At 73.3% G+C, this 23,745-nt stretch carries 19 protein-coding genes and 1 pseudogene; 3 read left to right on the top strand and 17 right to left on the bottom strand.

All coding sequences use genetic code 11. The features are described 5' to 3' along the window. Positions 1-137: 137 nt before the first annotated feature. The 6 genes from AB0O07_RS02665 to AB0O07_RS02640 all read right to left on the bottom strand — a co-directional run bounded on the left by AB0O07_RS02665 (position 138) and on the right by AB0O07_RS02640 (position 6,145). Positions 138-1,253 carry an LLM class flavin-dependent oxidoreductase gene (locus AB0O07_RS02665; RefSeq protein WP_365625698.1) on the bottom strand — a complete coding sequence of 372 codons (1,116 nt, stop codon included), beginning with the start codon at positions 1,251-1,253 and terminating at the stop codon, positions 138-140. 112 nt (positions 1,254-1,365) lie between these two features. Then, entirely contained in the window at positions 1,366-2,376 is a 1,011-nt protein-coding gene (locus AB0O07_RS02660) for an ABC transporter substrate-binding protein (protein WP_365625695.1), read from the bottom strand. Then, positions 2,373-3,335: an ABC transporter ATP-binding protein gene (locus AB0O07_RS02655; protein ID WP_365625692.1), complete on the bottom strand. Its 963-nt coding sequence runs from the start codon at positions 3,333-3,335 to the stop codon at positions 2,373-2,375. Before AB0O07_RS02655 ends, AB0O07_RS02660 begins: the two co-directional genes overlap by 4 nt. Before the next feature lie 8 nt (positions 3,336-3,343). Further along, positions 3,344-4,312 (bottom strand): ABC transporter permease, encoded by a 969-nt coding sequence (locus AB0O07_RS02650; RefSeq protein WP_365625689.1) that lies wholly within the window; start codon positions 4,310-4,312, stop codon positions 3,344-3,346. Between the two features lie 21 nt (positions 4,313-4,333). After that, positions 4,334-5,278 (bottom strand): sulfurtransferase, encoded by a 945-nt coding sequence (locus tag AB0O07_RS02645; protein WP_365625686.1) that lies wholly within the window; start codon positions 5,276-5,278, stop codon positions 4,334-4,336. Between the two features lie 732 nt (positions 5,279-6,010). Beyond that, positions 6,011-6,145, bottom strand: coding sequence for a hypothetical protein (locus AB0O07_RS02640; protein ID WP_365625683.1), 135 nt, complete (start codon positions 6,143-6,145; stop codon positions 6,011-6,013). A 96-nt stretch (positions 6,146-6,241) separates the two neighbouring features. On the opposite strand from AB0O07_RS02640, the gene AB0O07_RS02635 reads away from it, so the two are divergent. After that, complete coding sequence (locus AB0O07_RS02635) at positions 6,242-7,111, top strand: LysR family transcriptional regulator (protein ID WP_365625680.1); 870 nt, start codon at positions 6,242-6,244, stop codon at positions 7,109-7,111. Between the two features lie 246 nt (positions 7,112-7,357). Here AB0O07_RS02635 and AB0O07_RS02630 read toward each other — a convergent pair. The 8 genes and pseudogenes from AB0O07_RS02630 to AB0O07_RS02595 all read right to left on the bottom strand — a co-directional run. Next, positions 7,358-8,293: pseudogene (locus tag AB0O07_RS02630) on the bottom strand (ABC transporter ATP-binding protein); the annotation flags it as partial. 5 nt (positions 8,294-8,298) lie between these two features. After that, positions 8,299-9,489: an ABC transporter ATP-binding protein gene (locus tag AB0O07_RS02625; RefSeq protein WP_365625677.1), complete on the bottom strand. Its 1,191-nt coding sequence runs from the start codon at positions 9,487-9,489 to the stop codon at positions 8,299-8,301. Further along, positions 9,486-10,346 (bottom strand): ABC transporter permease, encoded by an 861-nt coding sequence (locus AB0O07_RS02620; RefSeq protein ID WP_365625674.1) that lies wholly within the window; start codon positions 10,344-10,346, stop codon positions 9,486-9,488. Before AB0O07_RS02620 ends, AB0O07_RS02625 begins: the two co-directional genes overlap by 4 nt. Further along, on the bottom strand, positions 10,343-11,296 hold the full coding sequence (locus AB0O07_RS02615) for an ABC transporter permease (RefSeq protein WP_365625671.1): 954 nt from the start codon (positions 11,294-11,296) through the stop codon (positions 10,343-10,345). The genes AB0O07_RS02620 and AB0O07_RS02615 overlap by 4 nt, the downstream gene beginning before the upstream one ends. Beyond that, positions 11,293-12,912 (bottom strand): ABC transporter substrate-binding protein, encoded by a 1,620-nt coding sequence (locus AB0O07_RS02610; RefSeq protein ID WP_365625668.1) that lies wholly within the window; start codon positions 12,910-12,912, stop codon positions 11,293-11,295. Before AB0O07_RS02610 ends, AB0O07_RS02615 begins: the two co-directional genes overlap by 4 nt. Before the next feature lie 285 nt (positions 12,913-13,197). After that, a complete protein-coding gene (locus AB0O07_RS02605) occupies positions 13,198-14,538 on the bottom strand; it encodes a 6-phospho-beta-glucosidase (protein WP_365625665.1) in 1,341 nt (446 codons plus the stop codon). Positions 14,539-14,674: 136 nt separating this feature from the next. Next, positions 14,675-16,219: an NCS1 family nucleobase:cation symporter-1 gene (locus tag AB0O07_RS02600; protein WP_365625662.1), complete on the bottom strand. Its 1,545-nt coding sequence runs from the start codon at positions 16,217-16,219 to the stop codon at positions 14,675-14,677. A gap of 144 nt (positions 16,220-16,363) precedes the next feature. Continuing rightward, a complete protein-coding gene (locus AB0O07_RS02595; RefSeq protein ID WP_365625659.1) occupies positions 16,364-17,365 on the bottom strand; it encodes a TIGR03842 family LLM class F420-dependent oxidoreductase in 1,002 nt (333 codons plus the stop codon). A 246-nt stretch (positions 17,366-17,611) separates the two neighbouring features. Here AB0O07_RS02595 and AB0O07_RS02590 point away from each other — a divergent pair, with 246 nt between their 5' ends. Then, entirely contained in the window at positions 17,612-18,625 is a 1,014-nt protein-coding gene (locus AB0O07_RS02590; RefSeq protein ID WP_365625656.1) for an alpha/beta fold hydrolase, read from the top strand. 140 nt (positions 18,626-18,765) lie between these two features. Further along, a complete protein-coding gene (locus AB0O07_RS02585) occupies positions 18,766-20,061 on the top strand; it encodes an alpha/beta hydrolase-fold protein (protein ID WP_365625653.1) in 1,296 nt (431 codons plus the stop codon). Here AB0O07_RS02585 and hydA read toward each other — a convergent pair. The 3 genes from hydA to AB0O07_RS02570 all read right to left on the bottom strand — a co-directional run bounded on the left by hydA (position 20,025) and on the right by AB0O07_RS02570 (position 23,625). Further along, positions 20,025-21,434, bottom strand: coding sequence for a dihydropyrimidinase (hydA, locus tag AB0O07_RS02580; RefSeq protein ID WP_365625650.1), 1,410 nt, complete (start codon positions 21,432-21,434; stop codon positions 20,025-20,027). The two genes, AB0O07_RS02585 and hydA, sit on opposite strands and share 37 nt — an antisense overlap. A gap of 71 nt (positions 21,435-21,505) precedes the next feature. Continuing rightward, the gene (locus AB0O07_RS02575) at positions 21,506-22,786 is read right to left on the bottom strand and encodes an aspartate aminotransferase family protein (protein ID WP_365625647.1); all 1,281 of its coding nucleotides are present in this window, start codon (positions 22,784-22,786) and stop codon (positions 21,506-21,508) included. Beyond that, positions 22,783-23,625 (bottom strand): nitrilase-related carbon-nitrogen hydrolase, encoded by an 843-nt coding sequence (locus AB0O07_RS02570; RefSeq protein WP_365625644.1) that lies wholly within the window; start codon positions 23,623-23,625, stop codon positions 22,783-22,785. The genes AB0O07_RS02575 and AB0O07_RS02570 overlap by 4 nt, the downstream gene beginning before the upstream one ends. Positions 23,626-23,745 lie beyond the last annotated feature (120 nt).

Genomic DNA, 23,745 nt, shown 5'->3' with positions numbered 1-23,745 from the left:
GCCGGGACGGGAACGGGGATAGGGACGGGTACGGGTACGGGTACGGAAACGGGGACGGGGACGGGGCATGGCGGGCAGTCCTTGTCGGGCGTGCGGCGGGGCGCGGGAGGGGGAGGGGGAGGGGGAGATGGCCGGGGTCAGGCCGCCGTGGCGGCGCGGGCGTCGCGGGCGGCGAGTTCCTGGCGTACCAGCGGAAGGACGTACCGCGCGTAGTCGATCGCGTCGTTGAGCGGGTCCCAGCCCCGGATGGAGAGCAGCTCGCACCCGATGTCGACATAGTCGAGCAGCGCGGCGGCGACCGTCTCGGGCGAGCCGACGAGCGCGGTCGAGCTGCCCGCCGCGTTGGTCGCGGTGGCCAGCGGAGTCCACAGCGCGCGGTCGTGGAGATCGCCCCGGGCCGCGATGTCCAGCAGCCGCTGCGAACCGACGTTGGCGGGGCGGCCGGCGCCGGGCGCCGGGTAGTGGTTGGCGTGCTGGTTGCGGGCCCGCTCGGCCGCGCCCTCCTTCGCCTGCCCCAGGATCCGGTGCGCCTTCTCCCAGGCCAGTTCGTCGGTGGGCGCGATGATCGGCCGGAACGACACCCAGATCCGGGGCCGGGCCCGCCCCGCCGCGTCCGCCACCGCGTTGACGGCGGCGATCTGCTCGGCGGTCTCCTTCAACGGCTCGCCCCAGAGGCCGAAGATGTCCCCCTGCTGGCCGCCGACCCGGTAGGCGTCGGCCGAGGAGCCGCCGACCGAGATCGGGATGGTGCCGTGGTACGGCGCCACGTCGGAGACGAAGTCATCGAACCGGTAGTACGCGCCCTCGTGCGAGACGGGCCCCTCGGCGAACCACACCTTGCGCAGGATCTGGATGTACTCGTCCGACCGCTCGTACCGCTCGCTCTTGCTCAAGTAGTCACCTTCGCGGCGCTGTTCCTGATCGCTGCCGCCGGAAATGATGTGGACGGAGAGCCGTCCCCCGCTGATCCGGTCGAGCGTGGCGAAGGCGCGGGCCGCGTGGGTCGGGAAGATGACACCGGGGCGGTGGGCGAGCATCGGCTTGAGCCGCTCGGTGTGGTTGGCCACGAACTGCGCGAGCTGGAGCGCGTCGGCGGACGAGGAGTGGTAGGCGACGAGCGTGTAGTCGAAGCCCCCGTCGTCCAGGGCGCGGGCGTACCGGCGGGTGAAGTCGGGGTCGATGCCCCGGCCGAAGGTGGAGGTGCCGTCGAAGGTGGGGTTGGGGTGGACGGCGCTGATGAACTCGACCGGCATGGCGGGGCCTCCTGGTTACGGGATGGCGGGGAAGGGAGTTACGGAGAGCGGGAGTTGGGAGGGGGAGTCAGGGAGGGGGAGTTGGGGAGTTGGTGGGGTACGGAGGCGCCCGTTATTTGACGGACAGAGTGGTGTCGACGGAGTCGGCGACCTTGACGTTCGGGTCCAGGACCTTGATGCCGTGCATGGTGTCCGCGACCATCTGCACCGCCCGGGTCACCTCGGGGGTGATCGGGACGACTTCGCCGTAGCTCTGGCTCACGATGGTCTTCGCGACCTCCGCGGAAGCGCCGTTGTTCTCGCGGATCGCCGCGGCGTACGCGTCCGGATGGGTCCTGGCCCACTCCAGCGCGGTGCCGAGCCGCTGGACCGCGTCCGCGAGGGCGGGCCGCTTGGTCCGGTCGGCGAGCGCCTTGTCGGTGGCCCCGATGAACCCGTACCCGCTGACCCGCCCGTCCGCGCCGTTGACGATCTCCCGGCCGCCCTGCTGGGTGGCGACCGCCTTGTACACCCCGAAGATCGCCCAGACGTCGATCTTCCCGGCGCCGAACGCGGCCTGCGCGTCGGTCGGCAGCAGGTACTTGACCTTCACGTCGGAGTACGAGAGCCCCGCCTCCCGCAGGGCGTTGGCGAGCAGGTACTCGGAGATGCTGCCCTTGGCCGAGGAGACCACGACGGTGCGCCCCTTGAGGTCCGCCACCGTCTTCACCGGCGAGTTCTTCCCGGCGACGAGCCCGACGGCCGTACCGTCGTTGCGCAGCGCGGCCACCGCCTTGATCGGCACTCCCCCGCTGAGCGCCTGGAGGGTGGGGAGATCGGCGGCGTACGTGGTGTCCGCAGCGCCCGCCTGCGCCGCCTGGAAGAGCGGCGCGGCGCCCTCGAACTCCGCCCATTTCACCTGGTACGGGGCGCCCTTGAAGGCCCCCGAGGCGTTCGCGATCGTCTGGAGGTTCTTGGCCTGGTCGCCGAGGGTGAGGGTGACGTCGGAGGCGTTGGCCGCGGTCCCGGCGGCGCCGCCGCCGTCCGAGGCGCCACAGCCGGTCGCGAGGAGCGCGAGGGCGGAGAGCGCCAGCGCGGCGGCGAGGGCGGTACGGCCCGGGGCGCGGAGAAGGCGTGGGGTCATGGCGGGGTTCCTTCGAAGGTCTTCGGGCCCTGGCCCGGGGACGAGGACGGGGACGTGGACGTGGACGGGGACGCGGGCGGGGATGTGGACGGGGGCGGGGACGGGGTGGGGGCGGATTCCGGATCCGGGGTGGCGGAGGCGTCCCTTACGCCCAGCCAGGCCAGCAACTGGCCGCGCAGCGCGACGAATTCGGGGGAACCGAGGCTCCGGGGGCGCGGCAGGCCGACGGTCACCTCATGGGCGATGCCGCCGTCGGCCATCACCAGGACCCGGTCGGCCAGCAGCAGCGACTCCTCCACGTCATGGGTGACGAGGAGGATCGCGCAGCCATGGCGCTGCCACAACTCCCCCACCAGCCGCTGCGCCGTGGCCCGGGTCAGCGCGTCCAGCGCCCCGAACGGCTCGTCCAGCAGCAGGAGTTCGGGGTCGCGGACGAGCGCCCTGGCGAGCGAGACGCGCTGGGCCTCGCCGCCCGACAGGGTCTTGGGCCAGACCCCGGCGCGCCGCTCGATGCCGACCTCCGCGAGATGGCGGGCGGCGAGCGCCCGGTCCGGCTTGCCGGGCAGGCCGAGTACGACATTCCGCCACACCTTCAGCCAGGGCATCAGCCGGGGCGACTGGAAGGCGGCGGCCCGGCGGCTCGGTACGGTGACCTCGCCGCTGATCTCGTCGTCCAGCCCGGCCAGGATGCGCAGCAGGGTGGACTTGCCGCAGCCGCTCGCCCCGAGCAGCGCCACGAACTCGCCCTGCCGGATGGTGAGATCGAGCCCGTCGATCACCGTCCTGCCGTCGAAGACCCGGGTCAGCCCCCGGATCTCCGCGCCGGCTCCCCGGTCGGCACCGTCGCCGATATCGGTACGAGTGCCCGCACCGGCACCCGTACCGGCGTCCGTGCCCGTGCCCGTGTCCGTGCTCGTGCCCGTGTCCGTGCTCGTACTCGTGCTCGTGTCCGTGGTCATCGTGTGTCTCACACCCCGTCGCCGTCGAAGGAAGCCCGCCAGGTCAGCAGCCGCCGGGAGAGCAGCCGGACGATGAAGTCGCAGATCAGGCCCAGGACCGCGTAGACGGCGAGGCAGAGCACGATCACATCGGTGCGGAAGTACTGCTGGGCGTTGCTCATCAGATAGCCGATGCCGTTGCCCGCGTTGACCTGCTCGGCGAAGACCAGCGCCAGCCATGCCGTGGAGAGCGCGTACCGCAGTCCGATCAGAGCGCCGGGGAGCGCGGACGGCAGGATCACGTACCGGATCAGGCCGAGCCTGCCGAGGCCCAGCATCCGTGCGGCCTCGATGAGTTGGGAGTCGGCGGAGCGGATACCGCCGTAGATGTTGAAGTAGAGGGGGTACGTGACGCCGAGCGCCACCAGGGCGATCTTCGGGGTCTCCTCGATGCCGAACCAGACGATGAACAACGGGATCAGCCCCACCCACGGGATGGCCCGGAACATCCCCATCGAGGAGTCGATGACGTCCTCGCCGAGCCGGAAGAGTCCGGCGGCGAGGGCGAGGGAGAGCGCGATCACGGCGCCGATCACGAAGCCGGTGGCGGCGCGTCTGCCGGACGCGGCGATGGCGCTGGGGAGTTCACCGTTGGCGGTGAGTTCCCAGGCCTGGCGTACGACGTCGACCGGGGAGGCGAGGACGTTGACCGGCAGGACACCGGTCGCGCTCGCCACGTACCAGAGCAGCAGCACCCCGACGGGGCCGCTGGCGCGCCGGGCCCACCGGGGGGCGCGTACCGTGCGCCGGGCCTGTTGGGCGGGGCGGACGGTGAGGCGGGACGACCGTGCAGGGCCTGCCGCCGCCGTACGGGCCCGCGCCTCCGGCTCCGTACCGTCCGGTGCCGTGCCGTCGGGGGCCGTACGTTCCGCTGCCGGGTCGGCGGGGGAGGGCGGGTACGGGGACGAGGAGGAGGCGGGCAACTCCTGTACGGACATGGGGTTCCTCTCGGTCATCGGTCAGCCCGGCTGCCGGCCGGTGGCGGCGGGGCGGGCGGGGTCGGCGGACCAGGCGGACCAGGAGCCGGGGAAGAGCGCGGCCTCGGTGCCGGCGAGGGCGAGTGCGGCGATCTGGTGGGCGGCCGTGACACCGGAGCCGCAGTAGACCGCGACGGGTCCGCCCCCGCCCGTACGCGCCAGGCCACCGGACTCGTCCGTACCCCCGTCCCCGTCTCCGCCCCCGTCCGTCGTGCCGATGCCGAGGGCGGCGAAGCGGGCGCGGAGGGCGGCCGGGGGCAGGAAGGTGCCGTCGGCGGCCAGGTTCTCGCCGGTGGGGGCCGAGCGGGCGCCCGGGATATGGCCGGCGCGCGGGTCGACCGGCTCGCTCTCGCCCCGGTAGCGCTCGGCGGCGCGGGCGTCGAGCAGGGTGCCGGTACGGGCCAGTTCGGCGGCCTCGCCGGCGTCGACGGTGGGCAGGTGGCCGGCGCCGAGGGTGATGTCGCCGGGGGCCGGCACCACTTCCCCGTCCTCCAGCGGGAGCCCGGCGGCGCGCCAGGCTCCGAGGGCGCCGTCGAGCAGGGTGACATCGGCCACCCCGGCCCAGCGCAGCAGCCACCAGGCGCGGGCGGCGGCGGTGTTGCCGTTGTCGTCGTGGACGACGACCGGGCGCCCCGCGGTGAGCCCCCAGCGGCGGGCCGCCGCCTGGAGGACGGCGAGGCCGGGCAGTGGATGCCGGCCGCCGTGCGGGGTGGCGGGGGCGGCGAGTTCGGTCTCCAGGTCGGCGTAGACGGCGCCGGGGATATGGGCGGCTCGGTAGTGCGTACGGCCGTGCGGGTCGCCGAGGGCCCACCGCACGTCGAGCACGACCGGCGGGGCGGCCGAGCCGAGCAGCGCCGCGAGTTCGGTGACCGTGGTCAGCACGCGGGGGCCGGTGAGCGGGGGCGGGGTGGTGGCATGGACGGGCATAGGGGCGCCTCCGACGGGGGTGATGGGGGCGGTGGGACCGGCAGGGCGGTCTCGGACGGGTGCGAGGGGGTGTGCGGGTGCCCGGCGGGCGTACGACGGCGGACGCGCGGGGCGGGGAGACGGTCGGGGCGGGGAGACGGTCGGGGTGGTGGACTGAGCAGGGGTACGGGACAGGGCTGCGGTACGGCGCGATACGGCGCCCCGGGCGGGGCGCGTTCCGGGGCTCCGGGCCCGCACCCCCGGTCCGCGCCCCGGATCGCCGGTCCCGGCCCCGCGTTCGGAGCGGCGGAACGGGATCGGCGAGGAAGAGACGAGGGGAAGGGGCGAGGGGGAAGGGGCGAGGGGGAAAGGGGCCGGAAGGGCCGGGAAGGATCGGCGGGCGCTCAGGAACCGGGCCCGGGATCCGGCCGGAGGACGGTCCGCCGGGGCGGCCGGTCCGCCGGCGGACCCGCGACCTGACCGGCCTCGGCCGGACTGCTCCCGACCGGACTGCTCCCGCCCGGACTGCTCCCCTGCCGGACCGGCCCCGGCCGGCCGCCGCCCGACCGTCGGGCGGGACGCCAGTGGCCGACGACGACCGGCGATCAGTCGACAACCACCAGCGGACAACCACCAGCGGACAACCGTCAGGAGACAACCGTCAGGGGACAGCGGTCAGGGGGCAGCGGTCGGCGGGCAGCGGTCCGCCGGTGACCGCCGCCGGTCCCGCGCGATCAGGAGTGTCCTAGGTGTTCAGCGACAGCGAGCGCTGTTGACGAGGCCGAAATCGACCACGCGGCGTTGCGTCAGCGACGTGCCCTGGGCGGTGGGCCGCCCGGCTTCGGTGGGGTCCGGCTCGACGGCCGCCCCGTGCACGGTTCGCAACATGGACCCAGCATGGCGGACGCGCACCGCGCCCGTCCAACAACAATTCGCACTCATCATCGATCACGTTCTCTGATCGATCGGTGTTAGCGTGCGGACATGGCACCCGTTCTGGACATCACGGCGCTGCGCAGCCTGGTCGCGGTCGCGGACCGCGGCGGATTCCACCGTGCCGCCGAGGCGCTCGCCCTGAGCCAGTCGGCGGTGAGCCAGCATGTCCGGCGGCTGGAGAAGACGCTGGGCCGCCCGGTGGTCGAACGCGCGGGCCGGGGCGCCCGGTTCACCGCCGAGGGGACGCGTCTGCTGGAGCAGGCCCGCCGTATCCTCGCCGTACACGACGAGGCGGTCCGTGCCCTGCTCGGGGATGCCGGGGACTCGGTCGTCATCGGCTCCACCGAGCACGCCGCCGACCAGATCCTGCCGCTGCTGACCGCCGCCGTACGCGAGGCGCGGCCCGAGTGCCGGGTGCGGTTCCGGATCGACCGCTCGGCGCGGCTGGTGGAGGCCGTGGAGCGGGGCACGGTGGACCTCGCTGTGTATGTCACAGAGGCCGGCGGCACCGAGGGCACCCCGGTCGGCGGACTCCCGCTGAGCTGGTACGCGGCGCCCGGCTGGGCCCCGCCGGAGGCGCCGGCCCCGCTGCCGCTGGTGGCCGTGGAGGACCCGTGCGCGCTCCGCCGCCGGGCGCTCGGCGTGCTCGCGGAGCGCGCCATTCCGACCACCGTCGTCTGCGACGCGGGGTATCTCGCCGGGGTGCTGGACGCCGCCCGCGCCGGGCTCGGCGCCGCGCTGCTGGCCTCGGTGGGCCCGGGGCCCGAGGGGCTGACCGAGCGCCATGACCTGCCGCCGGTCCCGGCGATCCGGATGAGCGCGCACGCCCGGCGGGGCGCCGACCCCGCGATGGTGGCGGGCGCGGTCGCGGCGGTCAGCGCGCTGCTGGCGAAGGGCTCAGCCGCCGCCGCGCGGTGAGGCGACCCCGGTGCGCGGGGCCCCGGTGCGCGGGGTCCGCCCCCCGGTCCCGGGCCCCGCCCCTGCCCGTGCGCCGGCCGCGGCGTCCGGTGCGGTGCCGTCGTCCGCGACCAGATGGCAGGAGACCTGCCGGGTCACCGGAGCCCCCGCCCTCCCCGGTCCCTCCGGCCTCTCACCTGGCCCTGCCTCCGGCCCGGCTCCCCCCGGCCCGGCTCCCTCCGCCCCGTACCGCGCCGTCGGGTACGGCACCGTGCGCGGCTCCGGGCGTTCGGTGCGGCAGCGGTCCACCGCGACCGGGCAGCGGGGGTGGAACCGGCAGCCCGGCGGCGGGGCGAGCGGGCTCGGCAGTTCGCCGCTGAGGACGATGCGCTCCCGGGAGCGCTGGACCACCGGGTCGGGCACCGGGGCGGCGGAGAGCAGCGCCTGGGTGTACGGATGGGCGGGGGCCGCGAACAGGGCGGCGGCCGGGGCGAGTTCGACGATCTCCCCGAGGTACATCACGGCGATCCGGTCGGCCAGGAACTCCACGGCGGCGAGGTCGTGCGTGATGAAGAGACACCCGAAGCCCCGGTCCCGCTGGAGGTCGGCGAGGAGGTTGAGGACGGACGCCTGGACGGAGACGTCCAGCGCCGAGGTGGGCTCGTCGGCGATCAGCAGATCCGGGTCGACGGCGAGCGCCCGGGCGAGTGAGACGCGCTGGCGCTGGCCGCCGGAGAGTTCATGGGGACGCCGGTCGATGTGCTCGGGCCGCAGCCCCACCTGGGCGAGGAGCGCGGCGGCCCGGGTGCGGGCCCGCTCGCCCCGGGCGATCCCGTGCAGCCGCAGGGGCTCGGCGACGATCCGGCCGACGGTCATCCGGGGGTCCAGGGAGGACGACGGGTCCTGGAAGACCAGATGGAACGCACGGCGCAGGGGGCGGAGCGCGCGGCGCGAAAGGCGGGTGATGTCGGTGCCGTTGACCCGTACGGTGCCGGAGGTCGGTTCGTCCAGCCGTACGGCGCACCGCCCGACCGTGGACTTCCCGCTCCCCGACTCCCCCACCAGGCCCAGCACTTCGCCCCGGGCGACGGTCAGGGTGACCCCGTCGACGGCGCGGACCGTACCGCCGCCGGTGGTGAAGTGCCGGGTGAGGGAGTCGAGTTCGAGGACGGGCGACGGTTCGGGGACGTCCGGGACATGGATGGTCGTCACTGCTGCTCCTCCTCGGCGACGGACGGTTCCGGAACCGGCGGTACGGTGCCGGGCGCGCCGGTGACCGGCGCCTCCCCGTCCGGCGGTACGGTGCCGGGCGTACCCCCGACCGGGTGCCAGCACGCGACACGGTGCGGCCCCGGCACCACACCCCCCGTATCACCGGCCCCCTTACCACCGGCCGCCGTACCATCGCCCCCCGGGCCGCCGCCCACCCCCGCCAGCGCGGGCCGCTCCCCCGTGCACCGGGCGTCGGCACGGGCGCAGCGCGGGGCGAAGGTGCAGGCGTCCGGCCGGCCGTCGAGGCTGGGGACGAGCCCCGGGATCTCCGTCAGCCGCCGTGGCCCCGCCCCGGGACCGCCCTCCCCCGGGCGGGGCACCGCGCCCAGCAGGCCCGCGGTGTACGGGTGGTGGGGGGCCGCGAACAGGGCGTGGACCGGGGCCTGTTCGACGGCGCGGCCCGCGTACATCACCAGCACCCGGTCCGCGGTGTCCGCGACGACGCCGAGGTCGTGGGTGATGAGGACGATCGCCGTGCCGAGCCGTTCCCGCAGCGAGTGCAGGACCTCCAGGATGCCCGCCTGGACGGTGACGTCCAGCGCGGTGGTGGGTTCGTCCGCGATCAGCACCCCGGGGTCGCAGGCGACGGCCACGGCGATCATCACGCGCTGCCGCATGCCGCCGCTGAGCTGGTGCGGGTACTCCTCGACGCGGCGGTCGGGGGCCGGGATACCGACCAGGGCGAGGAGTTCGACGGCCCGCGTCCGGGCCTGACGGCGGCTCAACCCCTGGTGTCTGCGGAGGACTTCGCCGATCTGCCGGCCGACGGTGAGGACCGGGTTGAGGGAGGTCATCGGCTCCTGGAAGATCATGGCGATGTCCTTGCCGCGTACCTTCCGCAGCTCCTTGTCGGGCGCGCCGGCGAGTTCCCGGCCGCCGAGCCGGATCGAGCCGGTCACCGTCGCGGTCGGCGGCAGCAGCCCCATCGCGGCCATGGAGGTGACGGACTTGCCGCACCCCGACTCCCCCACCACCGCGAGGACTTCACCGGGGGCGAGGTCGAACGAGAGGGCGTCGACGGCGTGCACTGTGCGCCCGCCGGTGCGGAACGAGACGGACAGGTCGCGGAGGCTCAGCACCGGCTGCGCCGTGGCGGCCCCGGCCGGGGCCGTGCGGGATTCGCTCATCGGGTGGCTCCCCTGGGGTCGAGGACATCGCGGAGTCCGTCGCCGAGCAGGTTGAAGGCGAGGGTCGCGGCCACGATCGCCAGGCCGGGGAAGACCGCCAGCCAGGGCGCCGGGGCGAGGAAGGACTGGGCGCCGGAGAGCATCACCCCGAGGGAGGGTTCGGGCGGCTGGACGCCCAGGCCCAGGAAGCTGAGCAGCGCCTCGCCGATGATGGCGGTGGGGATGCCCACGGTCGCCTGGACGATGAGGGCGGAGGAGGCGTTGGGCAGGACATGGCGGCCGAGGACGGTGCCGGCGCCGCCGCCGCTCGCCACCGCGGCGGCCACGTAGTCGGTGTGTTTCAGCCGCAGGGTCTCGGCGCGGCTGATCCGGATGACGGCGGGGATCTGGGCGATGCCGACGGCGACGGTCGCGTTGGTCAGCGAGGGGCCGAGGACGGCGGCGAGGCCGACCGCGAGCACCAGGAAGGGGAAGGCCAGCATCGTGTCGGTGAGCCGGGAGACGGCGCTGTCGGCGATACGGCCGTAATATCCGGCGAGCAGGCCGAGCGGTACGCCGACCAGGAAGGCGAACGCCACGGCGACCAGGCCGACCTGGAGCGAGGCGCGGGCCCCGTACATCATGCGGGAGAGCTGGTCGCGTCCGAGGTCGTCGGTGCCGAGCCAGTGCCCGGCGCCCGGCGGGGCCAGCGCGTCGGTGAAGTCGGGGCGCGCCGGGTCGTACGGGGCGATCAGCGGGGCCAGCACCCCGGCCAGCACGAAGACGGCCGCGACGACGGCGCCGGTGAGGGCGAGCCGGTTGGCGCGGAGCGCCCGTGCCCGGGGGCCGTCGAGTGCCGTGCGGAGGGAGGTGGTCACCGGGCGCCTCCGAGCCTGATACGGGGGTCGATCACCGAATAGACCGTGTCGACCAGCAGGTTGATGAGGATGTACGCGGTGGAGGTGCACAACACCACGGCCTGGAGCGTCGCGTAGTCGCGGGTGAAGACGGCGTCGATGGTGAGCTTGCCGAACCCCGGCAGGACGAAGATCTGTTCGGTGACGACGGCGCCGGAGATGAGATGGCCGAGCTGGAGCCCGAGCACCGTGACCACCGTCACCAGGGAGTTGCGCAGGGCGTGGCCGCCGATGACCTGACGCCGGGTCAGCCCCTTGGCGCGCGCGGTGCGGACGTAGTCGGCGGAGAGCGCGTCGAGCAGGGCGGCCCGGGTCTGGCGCATGACCACGGCCGCGAGCCCGGAGCCCAGGACGACCGAGGGCAGCACCATACGGCGGAGGTTGTCGAGCGGGTCGGTGGTGAAGGGGACATAGCCGGAGGCGGAGAAGACCGGGACGGCGACCGCGAAGAGGAGGACCAGCACGATGCCGAGCCAGAAGGTGGGCACCGAAAGCCCCAGCAGGGCGACGGCGTTGGCCAGCCACTCCTCGGGCCTGCCGCGCCGGACGGCGGCGACGACGCCCGCGCCGATTCCGACGACGACGGCGAAGAGCAGGGAGAGCGCGGCCAGTTCGAGGGTGACGGGCAGTGCCCCGGCGATGGCGTCGGCCACCGGGAGTCCGGTACGGGAGGAGGTGCCGAGGTCGCCGGAGAGCGCGTGGGTGATGTAACGCCAGTACTGCACGGCCAGGTTGTCGTCGAGCCCGTAACTCTCCCGGACGGCGGCCAGCACCTCCGGGGTGCGCTCCTCGCCCGCGAGGGCGAGCGCGGGGTCGCCGGGGAGGGCCCGGACGCCCGCGAAGACGACGACGCTGACCAGGAAGAGGGTGATCAGGGCGTGGCGCAGCCGGGTGAGCAGATGGCGGGTCACCGGACGTATCCGGCGGTCGTGACGCGGACCAGTCCGTCGCCGTAGATCCGTACCCCGGCGACGTCCTTGGTCGCGACGGCGTAGTTCTTCTGCCGGTAGACATAGACGAGGGCGTGCCGGTCGTTGACGCGCCGCGTCAACTCGCCGTATATCCTGGCTCGTTCATCGAGATCGCGCTCCGACCGCCCCTGGGCGATCAGCGCGTCGATCGCCGGGTCGGAGAGTCCGTACGCGTTCATCGAGCCCTGGGTGCCGAGGATGGCGGCGATGTTGCCGTCCGGGTCGAGCCGCCCGGACCAGCCGATGAGAAAGGCGTCGTAATCACCGGCGTCGGTCTCCTCCAGCAGGGTGGCGAACTCGGTGGGGCGCAGGGTGATCTCGAAGCCCGCCTCCTTCGCCATGGCCTGGATCACCTGGCCCAGGCGGCTGGACTCCGGGGTGGTGGAGACCTTCAGCTCCAGGCGTACCGGGGTCGGGACGCCGGCCTCGGCGAGCAGCCGCCGGGCCGCCGCGGCGTCCCGTTTCGGGCACTCCTCGGGCGGGGGTCCGGGGGCGATGGCGGAGCCGGGCGAGACGGGGCCGCAGGCCGGCTCGTACATCCCCTGGAAGACGACCTTGTTGATCAGCTCGCGGTCCAGGGCGAGTTCGAAGGCGGCGCGGACCCGGACGTCGCGGGCGACCGGGGTGTCGATCCGGCCCGGCTTCTCGCCGGTCCCGTGCACATTGCCGACGTTGAGGCCGATGCCCTGGTAGCCGAGGGAGGGCGAGTTGAAGATCTGGAGCTTCGGTTCGGTGAGGGCGCCGCGTACGTCCACCGGGGGCATCTGGTCGCCGATCTGGACATCGCCGGAGCGCAGATTGGCGAGGCGTACCGCGCCGTCGGGGATGGGCTTGTAGATCACGCGGTCGAGGCTGACCCGGTCGGCGGCGTAGTAGCGGGGGTCCTTGCGGAGCACGATCCGGTCGCCGCCGACGCGTTCCTCGAAGCGGAAAGGGCCGACGCAGGAAGGGTGGTTGGTGAAGTCCTTGCCGTATGTCCGCAGCGCGGCCGGGGACATGACCATGCCGGACCGGTCGGCGAGGACGGCGGTGAGGGGGACGTACGGCCGGCTGAGGGTCAGCCGTACGGTGTCGTCGGCGGTGGCGTCGATCCGTTCCACGGGGGCGAGTTCGGTGGCGCGGGCGGAGCCCGGCAGGTCGCGGTGGCGGAGCAGGGAGCCGACGACGGCACGGGCGTCGAGCCGGGTGCCGTCGCTGAACCGGGCGTCGCGGCGGACCCGTACGGTGACGGTGCGGCCGTCGGCGGAGACGGTGGGCGGCGCGGTGGCGAGCTGCGGCACGATCCGGCCGTGCGCGTCGATGTCGTACAGCTTCTCGCACATGCCCGCGAAGACGGTGCGGCCGACGAGGGTCTGCGACAGGCTGGGGTCGAGCCGGTCGGGGTCCGACTGGAGGGCGACGGTGAGGGTGCCGCCCTGGCGTACCGGCCGCTCGTCGGTCATCCGGACCCCGCCGACCTCGGTGGCGGCGGACTGGAGCGACGCGCAGCCGGAGAGCGGCAGGGCGAGCAGCAGGGTCAGGGCGACGGCGGCGGGTCCTGGGAACGTTCGGCGCACGAGGTTCTGCCTCCTGCCGAGAGCCGATCAGGAGCTGACCGGGAGCCGATCAAGGAATACCGCAGACCGTATTTCGCATACACGGGCGCGACAAGAGGAACTTCCGTGCTCCGGCCGGGAATTCGATGAAGATCGGGTAACCCGGCACGGCAATTCGGACGCCCGCCCCTATACGGCCCGCACGGCCCGGCTGATACGGCCCGGCCGGTACGGCCTGCCTCGTACGGCCGCCTCGTACGGCCTGCCTCGTACGGCCTCCGCCGCGTACGGGCGCCCGTGTCACCGTCAGCCGAGGTAGGCGAGCCCGGGGTGTTCGGCGCGGTACGCGTCCAGCAGCCGGTGGGCCACCGTGACCGAGTCGACCAGCGGGTGGAGCGCGAAGGCCGCGACGGCGTGGGCGCGCGAGCCGCTCTCGGCGGCGGCCAGCACCTCGCGTTCGACCGCCTTGACCGCGCAGACCAGACCGGTGGCGTGGTACGGCAGCGGATCGACGGCGACGGGGTGCGCGCCGTTGCCGTCCACGAGGCAGGGCACCTCGATCACGGCGTCGGCGTCGAGCGCGGCGAGGGTGGTGCGGTTGCGGACATTGAGGATGAGCGTGGCGCGCTCGTCGCGGGCGACGGCCCGCATCAGCGCGAGCGCGACCCGCTCGTACCCGCCGCTCTCCAGGTCCTCGTCCTGCCGCTCCCCTGCCCCGGCGGCCTCACGGTTCTCCGCCATGTACGTCGCCTCGCGCTCGGCACGGGTACGGTCCCAGGCGGCCAGCGCGGGGGCGTCGGGGCGGGTCAGCTCGGCGTAGAAGCCGGCCTGCTGGTCGCGGAGGAAGGCGCCGCGGGTCAGCTCGGCCTGCTGGTAGGCGAGGACGGCCTCGCGGTTGAAGTAGTAGTAGTGCAGGTACTCGTTGGGGATCGCGCCGAGCGAGCGGAGCCAGTCGGCGCCGAAGAGCCTGCCCTCCTCGAAGGAGCCGAGGGTGGCGGGGTCGGCGAGCAGCCGGGGCAGCTCGTCGCGGCCGTCGACCCGGAGCCCGCGCAGCCAGCCGAGGTGGTTGAGGCCGACGTAGTCGATCCAGGCCCGTCCTGGGTCGGCGCCGAGCACCCGGGCGACCCGGCGGCCGAGCCCCACCGGCGAGTCGCAGATGCCGATGACACGGTCGCCGAGGTGGGCCGCCATGGCCTCGGTGACCAGGCCCGCCGGGTTGGTGAAGTTGATGACCCAGGCGTCCGGGGCGAGCCGCGCCACCCGCCGGGCGATGTCGACGGCGACGGGGACGGTGCGCAGCCCGTACGCGATACCGCCCGCGCCGACCGTCTCCTGCCCGAGGACGCCCTCGGCGAGCGCGACCCGTTCGTCGGCGGCGCGCCCTGCCAGCCCGCCGACCCGGATCGCGGAGAAGACGAAGTCGGCGCCGCGCAGCGCCTCGTCGAGGTCGGTGGTGGCGGTGACGGCGGGCGCGTCGGGGATCCCCTCGGCCTGTTCGGCGAGGACCCGGGCGATGGCGCCGAGCCGCCCGGCGTCCAGGTCGTGGAGGGTGACGTGGGTGACCCGGCCCTCCGCGTGGTCGCCGAGGAGGGCGCCGTACACCAGAGGGACCCGGAACCCGCCGCCGCCGAGAATCGTCAGCCTCACACCCACACCACTTTCGCCTGCCGGTTTCGCCCACCGGCCCCCGTCGAACACGTCGTGACCATGGTTCCACGGTCGGCCGGCCGGCCGGTGCCGGTGGTGGTACGCGCGCCCCGCACGCGTACCACCGCGTGGCGCCTCAGCTCCCGTCGCCGGTGCGGACGCTCCGCGCGCCCGCCGTGGTGAGCAGCAGATACACCAGCAGCGAGGCCGCGAGCCCCACCGCCCAGCCGTAGTCGGCGAGCGGCTTGAGCACGGGGATCAGCCCGTCCTCGGGGAACGGCCCTGTTCCCGGCGCGGAGTGGGAGCCGCCCACGGCCAGCACGCCGCCGACGGCGAAGGCGAGGACGGCGCGCGGGTTCCAGCCGTTCCGGTACCAGTACGGTCCGCCGGGCCGGTAGAGCCCGGCGAGGTCGAGGACCGTACGGCGGACGATCCAGTAGTCGGCGATCAGGATGCCGGCGACCGTACCGAGCAGCCCGCCGACCAGCCCCAGCCAGGTGAAGATGTACAGCTCGGGGGTGGCGGTGAGTTTCCACGGCATGATGACCACACCGACGACGCCGGTGATCAGCGCGCCCGTACGGAAGTCGACGAGTTTCGGGGCGAGGTTGGCGAGGTCGTACGCCGGGGAGACGACGTTGGCGGCGATGTTCACCGAGATGGTCGCGACCAGTACGGTCACCAGGGCGAAGAGCAGCCCGAAGACGTTGTCCGTCTTCGCCGCGAGTTCGACCGGGTCCCAGACGGCCGCGCCGTACACCGCCTGGGAGCCGGAGGTGACGAAGACCGAGAGCAGCGCGAAGAGCGTCATCGTGGTGGGCAGTCCGAGCGCCTGGCCCCGGATCTGGGCGCGCTGGCCCGCGCCGAAGCGGGTGAAGTCGGGGATGTTCAGCGACAGGGTGGACCAGAAGGCGATCATCCCCATCAGCGCGGGGAAGAAGACCGGCCAGAACGCGGCGCCCCAGCCCAGTCGGGACGGCTGGTCCAGCAGCGGGCCGAGGCCGCCCGCCTTGACGGTGATCCAGACCAGCAGCGCCAGGGCCCCGACGATCACGAACGGCGCCGCCCAGTTCTCGAACCGCCGCAAGGTGTCCATTCCCCGGTGGATGATGGCGAGTTCGAGCGCCCAGAAGAGCAGAAAGCAGAGCCAGAGCGTCCAGGGCTGGCCGCCGATCCGGGAGGCGTCGGCCCAGCCGCCGAATACCTTGCCGAGCAGGACGAAGATGCCCTGGCCGCCGATCCAGGTCTGGATCCCGAACCACGCACAGGCCACGGCCGCCCGGATCATCGCGGGCAGGTTGGCGCCGCGCAGCCCGAACGAGGCACGGGCCAGCACCGGGAAGGGGATGCCGTACTTCGGCCCCGCGTGCCCGGTCAGCATCATCGGCAGGAGCACGATCACATTGGCGAGCGCGATCGTCAGGACCGCCTGCTTCCAGTCCATCCCCAGCGTGACCAGGCCGGAGGCGAGCAGCCAGGACGGGATGTTGTGCGCCATGCCTATCCAGAGCGCGGCGAAGTTGTAGGTGGTCCACCGCCGCCGCGCCACCGGCACGGGCAGCAGATCGGCGTTGACGAAGCGGGGGTCCTCGGGCACCGCGCCGGGCGGCAGCTCGACGCGGCCCGGGGAGCCGGTGTCCGGTCCTGGCGCTGAGGGGGCGGGCGGTACGGTCGCGGTCATGGCAACGGAACCCTTCGTACGCGAACGGATGTCGGGGGACGTCGAACGAGGCCGTGCGGTGCGGGGTGCGTCGTGCGATGGTGCGGGCCGCGCCGGTGCGGGGTGCGGGCGCGGGCCGGGCCGCGAGGGCGGGGTCGCTCCTGGTCAGTCCGTGAGCGCCGGGATGATCTCGGCGCCGTACGCGTCGATCGTCGCCTCCTTCGCGTCGTGCATGTCGTAGACGGCGAACTGGTCGACGCCGAGCGCGCGCAGCGCCTTCAGCTTCTCGATGTGGGCCTCCGCCGGGCCGAGGAGGCAGAAGCGGTCCACGATGTCGTCGGGCACGAAGTCGGCCGACGGGTTGCCGGTCCGCCCGTGGTGGCTGTAGTCGTACCCCTGGCGCTGTTCGATGTACGCGGTCAGCGCCTCCGGTACGAGGCCGGAGTGGGCCCCGTACCGCGCCACCAGGTCGGCGACGTGGTTGCCGACCATGCCGCCGAACCACCGGCACTGCTCCCGCGCGTGCGCGAGGTCGTCGCCCACATAGGCGGGCGCGGCGACACAGATGGTGATCGCGTCGGGGTCGCGGCCCGCGTCGGCGGCCGCCGTGCGGACGGCCTTGACCATCCATTCGGTGAGGAACGGGTCGGCGAGCTGGAGGATGAAGCCGTCGGCGCTCCGTCCGGCGAGGGCGAGCGCCTTGGGCCCGTACGCCGCCATCCACACCGGCAGCTTGCCGTCGCGCACCCACGGCAGTTTCAGCACCGTGCCGTCGACGGTGGCCTCGCGCCCCTCGGCGAGGTCGCGGATGACGCCGATCGCCTCGCCGAGGGTGGCGAGGGTGGTGGGCCGGCGCCCCGCGACGCGGAGGGCGGAGTCGCCCCGGCCGATGCCGCAGACGGTGCGGTTGCCGTACATCTCGTTGAGGGTGGCGAAGGTGGAGGCGGTCACCTCCCAGGACCGGGTGGACGGGTTGGTGACCATCGGGCCCACGGTGAGGGCGGTGGTGTGGTCCAGGATGCGGCTGTGGATGACGTACGGCTCCTGCCAGAGCACGGCCGAGTCGAAGGTCCAGCCGTACCGGAAGCCGTTGCGCTCCGCGCGCCGCATGAGGTCGACGACGGCGGAGGCGGGCGGGTCGGTCTGGAGGACGAGTCCGAAGTCCATCGCAGTCGCTCCTTGGGTGGTCCGAGAGAGGGTGGTCCGAGGGGGGTTCGGAGAGGGGGGCCGGAGAGGGTGTTCGGAGAGGGGTGTTCGGAGAGGGGGGGCGGAGAGGGGGTCGAAGAGGAAGGCGGAGTGGTCCGGCGGGGGCCAGGGCAGGGCGGGCGAGCCGGAAGATCCTCGGATCCTTCCACACGGTCCGTGTCGAACCCTGTACAACGAGGCTACGAACACGCGACCGGAGGAGGCTCCATGAAGGGCGATCAGCCCGGGCAGGACATCTGGCGGATACCGCTGCCGGACCCGGCGGGCCCTGCGGCCCCGGCCGGCGCGGCGGGACCGGCGGGCGCGGCGGGACCGGCGGGCGCGGCGGGCGCCGCTCCCGTGCCGGAGCTGGTGGCGCGGGTCACCATGCCCGCCGGGACGCCGCGCGCGGCCGTGGTGATCTGGCCCGCGCTGGGTGTCGTCGCCTCGTACTACGACCGGTTCCGGGCGGAGCTGGCGGCGCTCGGGATCGCCGCCCTCACCGTCGACCTGCGCGGACAGGGCGAGAGCGGGCCCGAGCCGGGGCGCGGCGCACGGTACGGGTACGACGAACTGGCCCGGCGGGACTGGCCGGCCGTGCTCACCGTGGCCCGGGAGCGGTTCGGGCCCGGGGTGCCGCTCTACCCGCTGGGGCACTCCATCGGCGGACAGGTCGGGGTGATGTACGCGGCCAGGGAGCCGGCGGCGGTCGACGGACTGCTGCTGGTCGCTGCGGGCTCGGTGGACTTCCGGGGATTCCCGGGGCGGGCCCGGTTCCGTATCCTCGCCTCCACCCAGTTCATCGCCCTGGTCTCCACCCTGTGGGGGTACTGGCCAGGTCACCGGCTCGGCTTCGGGGGCCGGCAGCCGGGGCCGCTGATGCGCGACTGGGCCCGGATCGCGCGCACCGGCCGCTTCGCGCCCGCCGGATCCGGCTTCGACTACGAGGGGCGCTTCGGCGAGGTGAAGGTGCCGGTCCTGGCGGTCTCGGTGGCCGGGGACGAGCTGGCGCCCGAGGGCGCGGTCGACCGGCTCTGCGCGAAGCTCCCCTCGGCCGCCGTCCAGCGCTGGCACTGGCACCCGGCCGAGGGCGAACGCGGCGACCATGTCCGGTGGGCCCGCCACGGCGCGCGGATCGCGGAGCGGATCTCCGCCTGGGTGACGGAGCGGAACCCGGAGCGGGACCCGGGCCCGGACCCGGATCCGTCGGCTCATACGCCCGGTCATGAATCGGGTCATTGAAGGGTAAAGACCTTTTCGCGAAGGTAAGGAAATACCCACGTCTTTGCCCCGTTCGTGTTCTCTGAGGAACGGACAGGTGTCGGTGGCCTTCCTGCTGGGTGAAGGAGACCGTACGGGCGAGGAAACCGAGGACGGGTGCCATGGGGCTGACCAGCGAGACGACCGTCTACGTGGCGGCGGGTGCGGCCGTGGTCTGTGTGGCGCTGCTGGTGCGGCTCTGGCCACGGCTGGCCGGGCCCGGGGTCTGGCAGGTGCTGGGGCGGCTGGGGGCGATCGGGGTCGCGCAGCTCACGATCCTGGCCGCGTGCGCGTGCGCGCTGAACTCCTCGTACCAGTTCTTCGGCTCGTGGGACGAGTTGCTGGGCAGGACCGACACGGCGGACGTCGGCGTGACGGGGCCCGGCCTCGCCGCCGGAGGCGGCACCGGGGGGACGGAGGCGGTCGGCGCCGCCGCGCCGGGGGCGCTGGTCCAGCCGGCGGGTGACGAACAGTTGCGGCGGGTCAGCGGGCTGCCCGCCGGGCCCCCGGCGGTGACCGGTCGGGTGGAGTCGGTGAAGATCGTCGGCCGCAGGACGGGCGTGGTCGACCCGGCGTTCGTCTATCTGCCGCCGCAGTACTTCCAGAAGGCGTACGGCAGGCAGCGCTTCCCGGTGGTCGTCGCGCTCAGCGGCTACCCGGGCTCCATCTTCAACCTGGCGCAGTATCTGCGGGTGCCGCAGACCGCGGCGCGGCTCCAGCGGGAGGGGCGGATGCAGCCGACCGTCATGGTGATGATCAGGCCGACGATCGCCCCGCCCCGGGACACCGAGTGCGTCAATGTGCCGGGCGGGCCGCAGACCGAGACCTTCCTCGCGAAGGACCTCCCGGAGGCCCTGAAGTCCGCGTACCGGGTGGGGCGCGACGCCAGTGCCTGGGGCGTCATGGGGTACTCCTCCGGGGGCAGTTGCTCCCTCCAGCTCACCCTGCGCGACCCGGGGGTGTATACGACGGCCGCCGCGCTCTCCCCCGACTACAAGGTGACGGACGACCCGACGACCGGTGATCTCTTCGGCGGCGGCCCCGGGCGGGCGCTCCGGGTCCGGGAGCACGATCTGATGTGGCGTCTGGGGCATCTGCCCGTGCCCCGGGTCTCCGTGCTGGTCGCCAACAGCAAGCACGGCGAGCGGGGTTATCCGCAGACCCGGGCGTTCATCAGGGCCGTGAAGCCGCCGATGCGGGTCGTGTCGATCCTGCCCGACCAGGGCAGCCACAACTTCCCGACCTGGGTACGGGAGATGCCGGCCGCCCTGACCTGGCTGGGCGGCCAGCTCACCTTCCCGCAGGATGTCGTGCCGCTCCACCGCCCGCAGGGGCAGGGGGGTCCCGGTGGGGCGGCCGCGAGTGCGGCGCCGGCGGGTGCTCACCCCGTGTACTGGCAGAGGCCGCGCGGCAGATAGGTCCCATGGCCCGGACTCCCCACGTACGTACGGCTGTCGATGACGGGGACGCCGCGCGAGAGCACCGTCTCCACCCGGCCCCGGACCCGCTTGCCCTCGTACGCCGAGTAGTCGACGTTCATATGGTGCGTGGCGGCGGAGATGACCTGCTCGGCCTCCGGGTCGTAGACGACCAGGTCCGCGTCGGCGCCCGGGGCGATCGTGCCCTTCTGCGGGTAGAGGCCGAACATCCGGGCCGGGGCGGCGCAGGCGAGGTCGATCCAGCGGCGGCGGCTGATCCGGCCCTCGACCACGGCCTGGTGGAGCAGGTCCATCCGGTTCTCCACCCCGGGCAGGCCGTTGGGGATCTTCGAGAAGTCGCCCCGGCCCAGCTCCTTCTGGCCGGTGAAGCAGAACGGGCAGTGGTCGGTGGAGACCACCTGGAGGTCGTCGGTGCGCAGCCCGCGCCAGAGGGCGGTCTGATGGTCCTGGGGGCGCAGCGGGGTGGAGCAGACGTACTTGGCGCCCTCGAAGTCCGGCTCCGCCAAGTTGTCGGTGGAGAGGAAGAGATACTGCGGGCAGGTCTCGCCGAAGACGGGGAGCCCCTTGTCGCGGGCGGCGGCGAGTTCGGCGAGGGCCTCCTCGGCGGAGACATGGACGACATAGAGCGGCGCCCCCGCGACCCGGGCGAGCTGGATCGCCCGGTGCGTGGCCTCGGCCTCCAGCAGGGCCTTCCGTACCTCGCCGTGGTAGCGGGGGTCGGTGTGCCCGGCGGCCAGGGCCTGCTCGACCAGGACGTCGATGGCGATGCCGTTCTCGGCGTGCATCATGACCAGGCCGCCGTTGTGCGCGGCGCGCTGCATGGCACGGAGGATGCGGCCGTCGTCGCTGTAGAAGACGCCCGGGTACGCCATGAAGAGTTTGAAGCTGGAGACGCCTTCCTGGACGAGGAGGTCCATCTCCTTGAGGGAGCTCTCGTTGACGTCCGACATGATCATGTGGAAGCCGTAGTCGATGGCGCAGTTGCCGTCGGCCTTGGCGAACCAGGCGTCGAGCCCTTCCCTGAGCGACTGCCCCGGGGACTGGATGGCGAAGTCGACGATGGTGGTGGTGCCGCCCCAGGCGGCGGCGCGGGTGCCGGTCTCGAAGGTGTCGGCGGCGAAGGTGCCGCCGAACGGCATCTCCATGTGGGTGTGCCCGTCGACGCCGCCCGGGATGACGTACTTGCCGGTGGCGTCGATCGTACGGGCGGCCGTCCATCCCGCCGCGAGGCCGGAGCCGTGCGCGGCGAGGGCGACGATCCTGCCGTCCTCGGCCAGCACATCGGCGTGGAGCTCGTCCGCGGCGGTGACGACGAGTCCGCCGCGGATCAGGGTGCGGGTGCTGCTGCTCATGGCGGTGGCGCTCCCTTGCGTACGGTCGGTGGTCCGGCGGCACCGGGCCCTGGCGGTCCGGCGCGGCGGAATCAGGCGGTGCGCAGGGCCTGTTCGAGGATGGCGGCGCCTTCCTCGGCCTCGGCGACGGTCAGGGTGAGGGGCGGGGCGATCCGGAGCACGCTGGTGTTGTGGCCGCCGCCCTTGCCGAGCAGCAGCCCGCCCTCGCGGGCCGCTTCGAGCACCGCGGCGGCGGTCTCCGGCGCCGCCGCTCCGGTCAGCGGGTCGACCAGCTCGATGCCGATCATCAGCCCCCGGCCGCGTACCTCGCGTACCGCGTCGACCCCGGCGCCGATCGCCCGCAGCCGCTCGATGAGGAGACCGCCGACCCGGCGGGCGTTGCCCTGGAGGTCGTGTTCCTGGAGATACGACAGGTTGGCGAGGCCGGCGGCCATGGTGACGGGGCTGCCGCCGAAGGTCGAAAGGGAGTTGGCGTCCAGGCAGTTCATGATGTCCGCGCGGGCCACCACGCCGCCGACGGACATGCCGTTGCCGATGCCCTTGGCGAAGGTGAGCAGGTCGGGCGGCCCGTTCTCGGCGTGCGCCTGCCACCCCCAAAAGTGGTCGCCGGTGCGGCCCCAGCCGGTCTGCACCTCGTCGCTGATCCACAGGATGCCGTGCCGGCCGAGGACTTCGCGGAACGCGGCGTACAGGCCGTCCGGCGGCGCGGTGAACCCCCCTACGCCCTGCACCGGTTCGGCGATCAGCGCGGCGGGGGTACGGGTGTGGCCGAGCAGGTCCTCCAGGTCGGCGACGCACGCCTCGATGAACCGCTCGTCGGTGAGGCCCGCGTACGGGCCCCGGTTGCGGACGCCGCCGTGCACATAGAGCGTCTGGAGCGGGGAGAGCCCGGTGGGCGACCAGCTCCGGTTGCCGGTGATGGAGACGGTGGAGAAGGACCGGCCGTGGTAGCTGTTGCGCATCGCGAGGATCTGCGAGGAGCCCCGGTGGGCGGTGGCGAGCAGCAGCGCGGTGTCGTTGGCCTCGGTGCCGGAGGTGGTGAAGAAGACCCTGGCGTCCGGGATGCCGGACAACTTGGCGATGCGTTCGGCGAGTTCGACCATCGGGCGGTTGAGGTAGAGCGTGGAGGAGTGGATGATCCGGCCCGCCTGCTCGCTCACCGCCTTGGTGACCTCGGGGAGCGCGTGGGCGGTCATGGTGGTGAGGATGCCGCCGAAGAAGTCGAGGTAGCGGTTGCCCGCCGCGTCCCAGACATGGCGGCCCTCGCCGTGGGTGATCTCGATGGGTTCGGCGTAGTAGAGCGCGAGCCAGTCGGGGAGGACGGCGCGGTGCCGGTCGAAGAGGTCGCTCATGGCCGCACCAGCCCCTCGTACGCGTCGGGGCGCCGGTCCCGGTAGAACGCCCACTGTTGTCGCACCTCGTCGATCAGCCCGAGGTCCAGGTCCCGTACGACGAGTTCCTCCGACTTGTCACTGGCGGGCTCGCCGACGAACTGTCCGCGCGGGTCGACGAAGTAGCTCGTGCCGTAGAAGTCGTTGTCGCCGTACTCCTCCTGGCCGACGCGGTTGATCGCGGCGACGAAGTACTCGTTGGCGACGGCGGCGGCGGGCTGTTCGAGCTGCCAGAGGTAGCTGGAGAGTCCGCGCGAGGTGGCCGACGGGTTGTAGACGATCTCCGCGCCGTTCAGGCCGAGTTGGCGCCACCCTTCGGGGAAGTGGCGGTCGTAGCAGATGTAGACGCCGACCTTGCCGACGGCGGTCTCGAAGACCGGCCAGCCGGCGTTCCCCGGCTTGAAGTAGTACTTCTCCCAGAACCCCTTGACCTGCGGGATGTGGTGCTTGCGGTACTTGCCGAGATACGAGCCGTCGGCGTCGATCACCACGGCGGTGTTGTAGTAGAAGCCGGAGCCCTCGATCTCGAAGACCGGGACGACGAGCACCATCCCGGTCTCCCTGGCCAGCTCGCGCATCCTGGTGACGGTCGGCCCGTCGGGGACGGGCTCGGCCCACCGGTAGTGCTCCGGTTCCTGCACCTGACAGAAGTAGGGGGCGTTGAAGACCTCCTGGAATCCGATGATCTCCGCGCCCTGCCGGGCCGCCTCACGGGCGTGTTCCTCATGTTTGGCGATCATGGATTCGGTCTCGCCCGTCCAGGTCGCCTGGACGAGCGCGGCACGTACGACTCGGGCCACGGGCTGCTCCTTCCGCGGGTGCTTCGGCGGGTGCTCCCGGCCGTCTCTACGCACGTAGAGACGGCACGTAGGAGGAGAACGTAGGCCGAGGTGCACACGGGGGCAAGACCATCGCCGTTA

This window comes from Streptomyces sp. NPDC093085 (genome assembly GCF_040683935.1).
In the GTDB taxonomy this organism is placed as follows: domain Bacteria; phylum Actinomycetota; class Actinomycetes; order Streptomycetales; family Streptomycetaceae; genus Streptomyces.
Note: the sequence above shows the minus strand (reverse complement) of the source record. Positions and strands in the feature narration are given on the sequence as shown.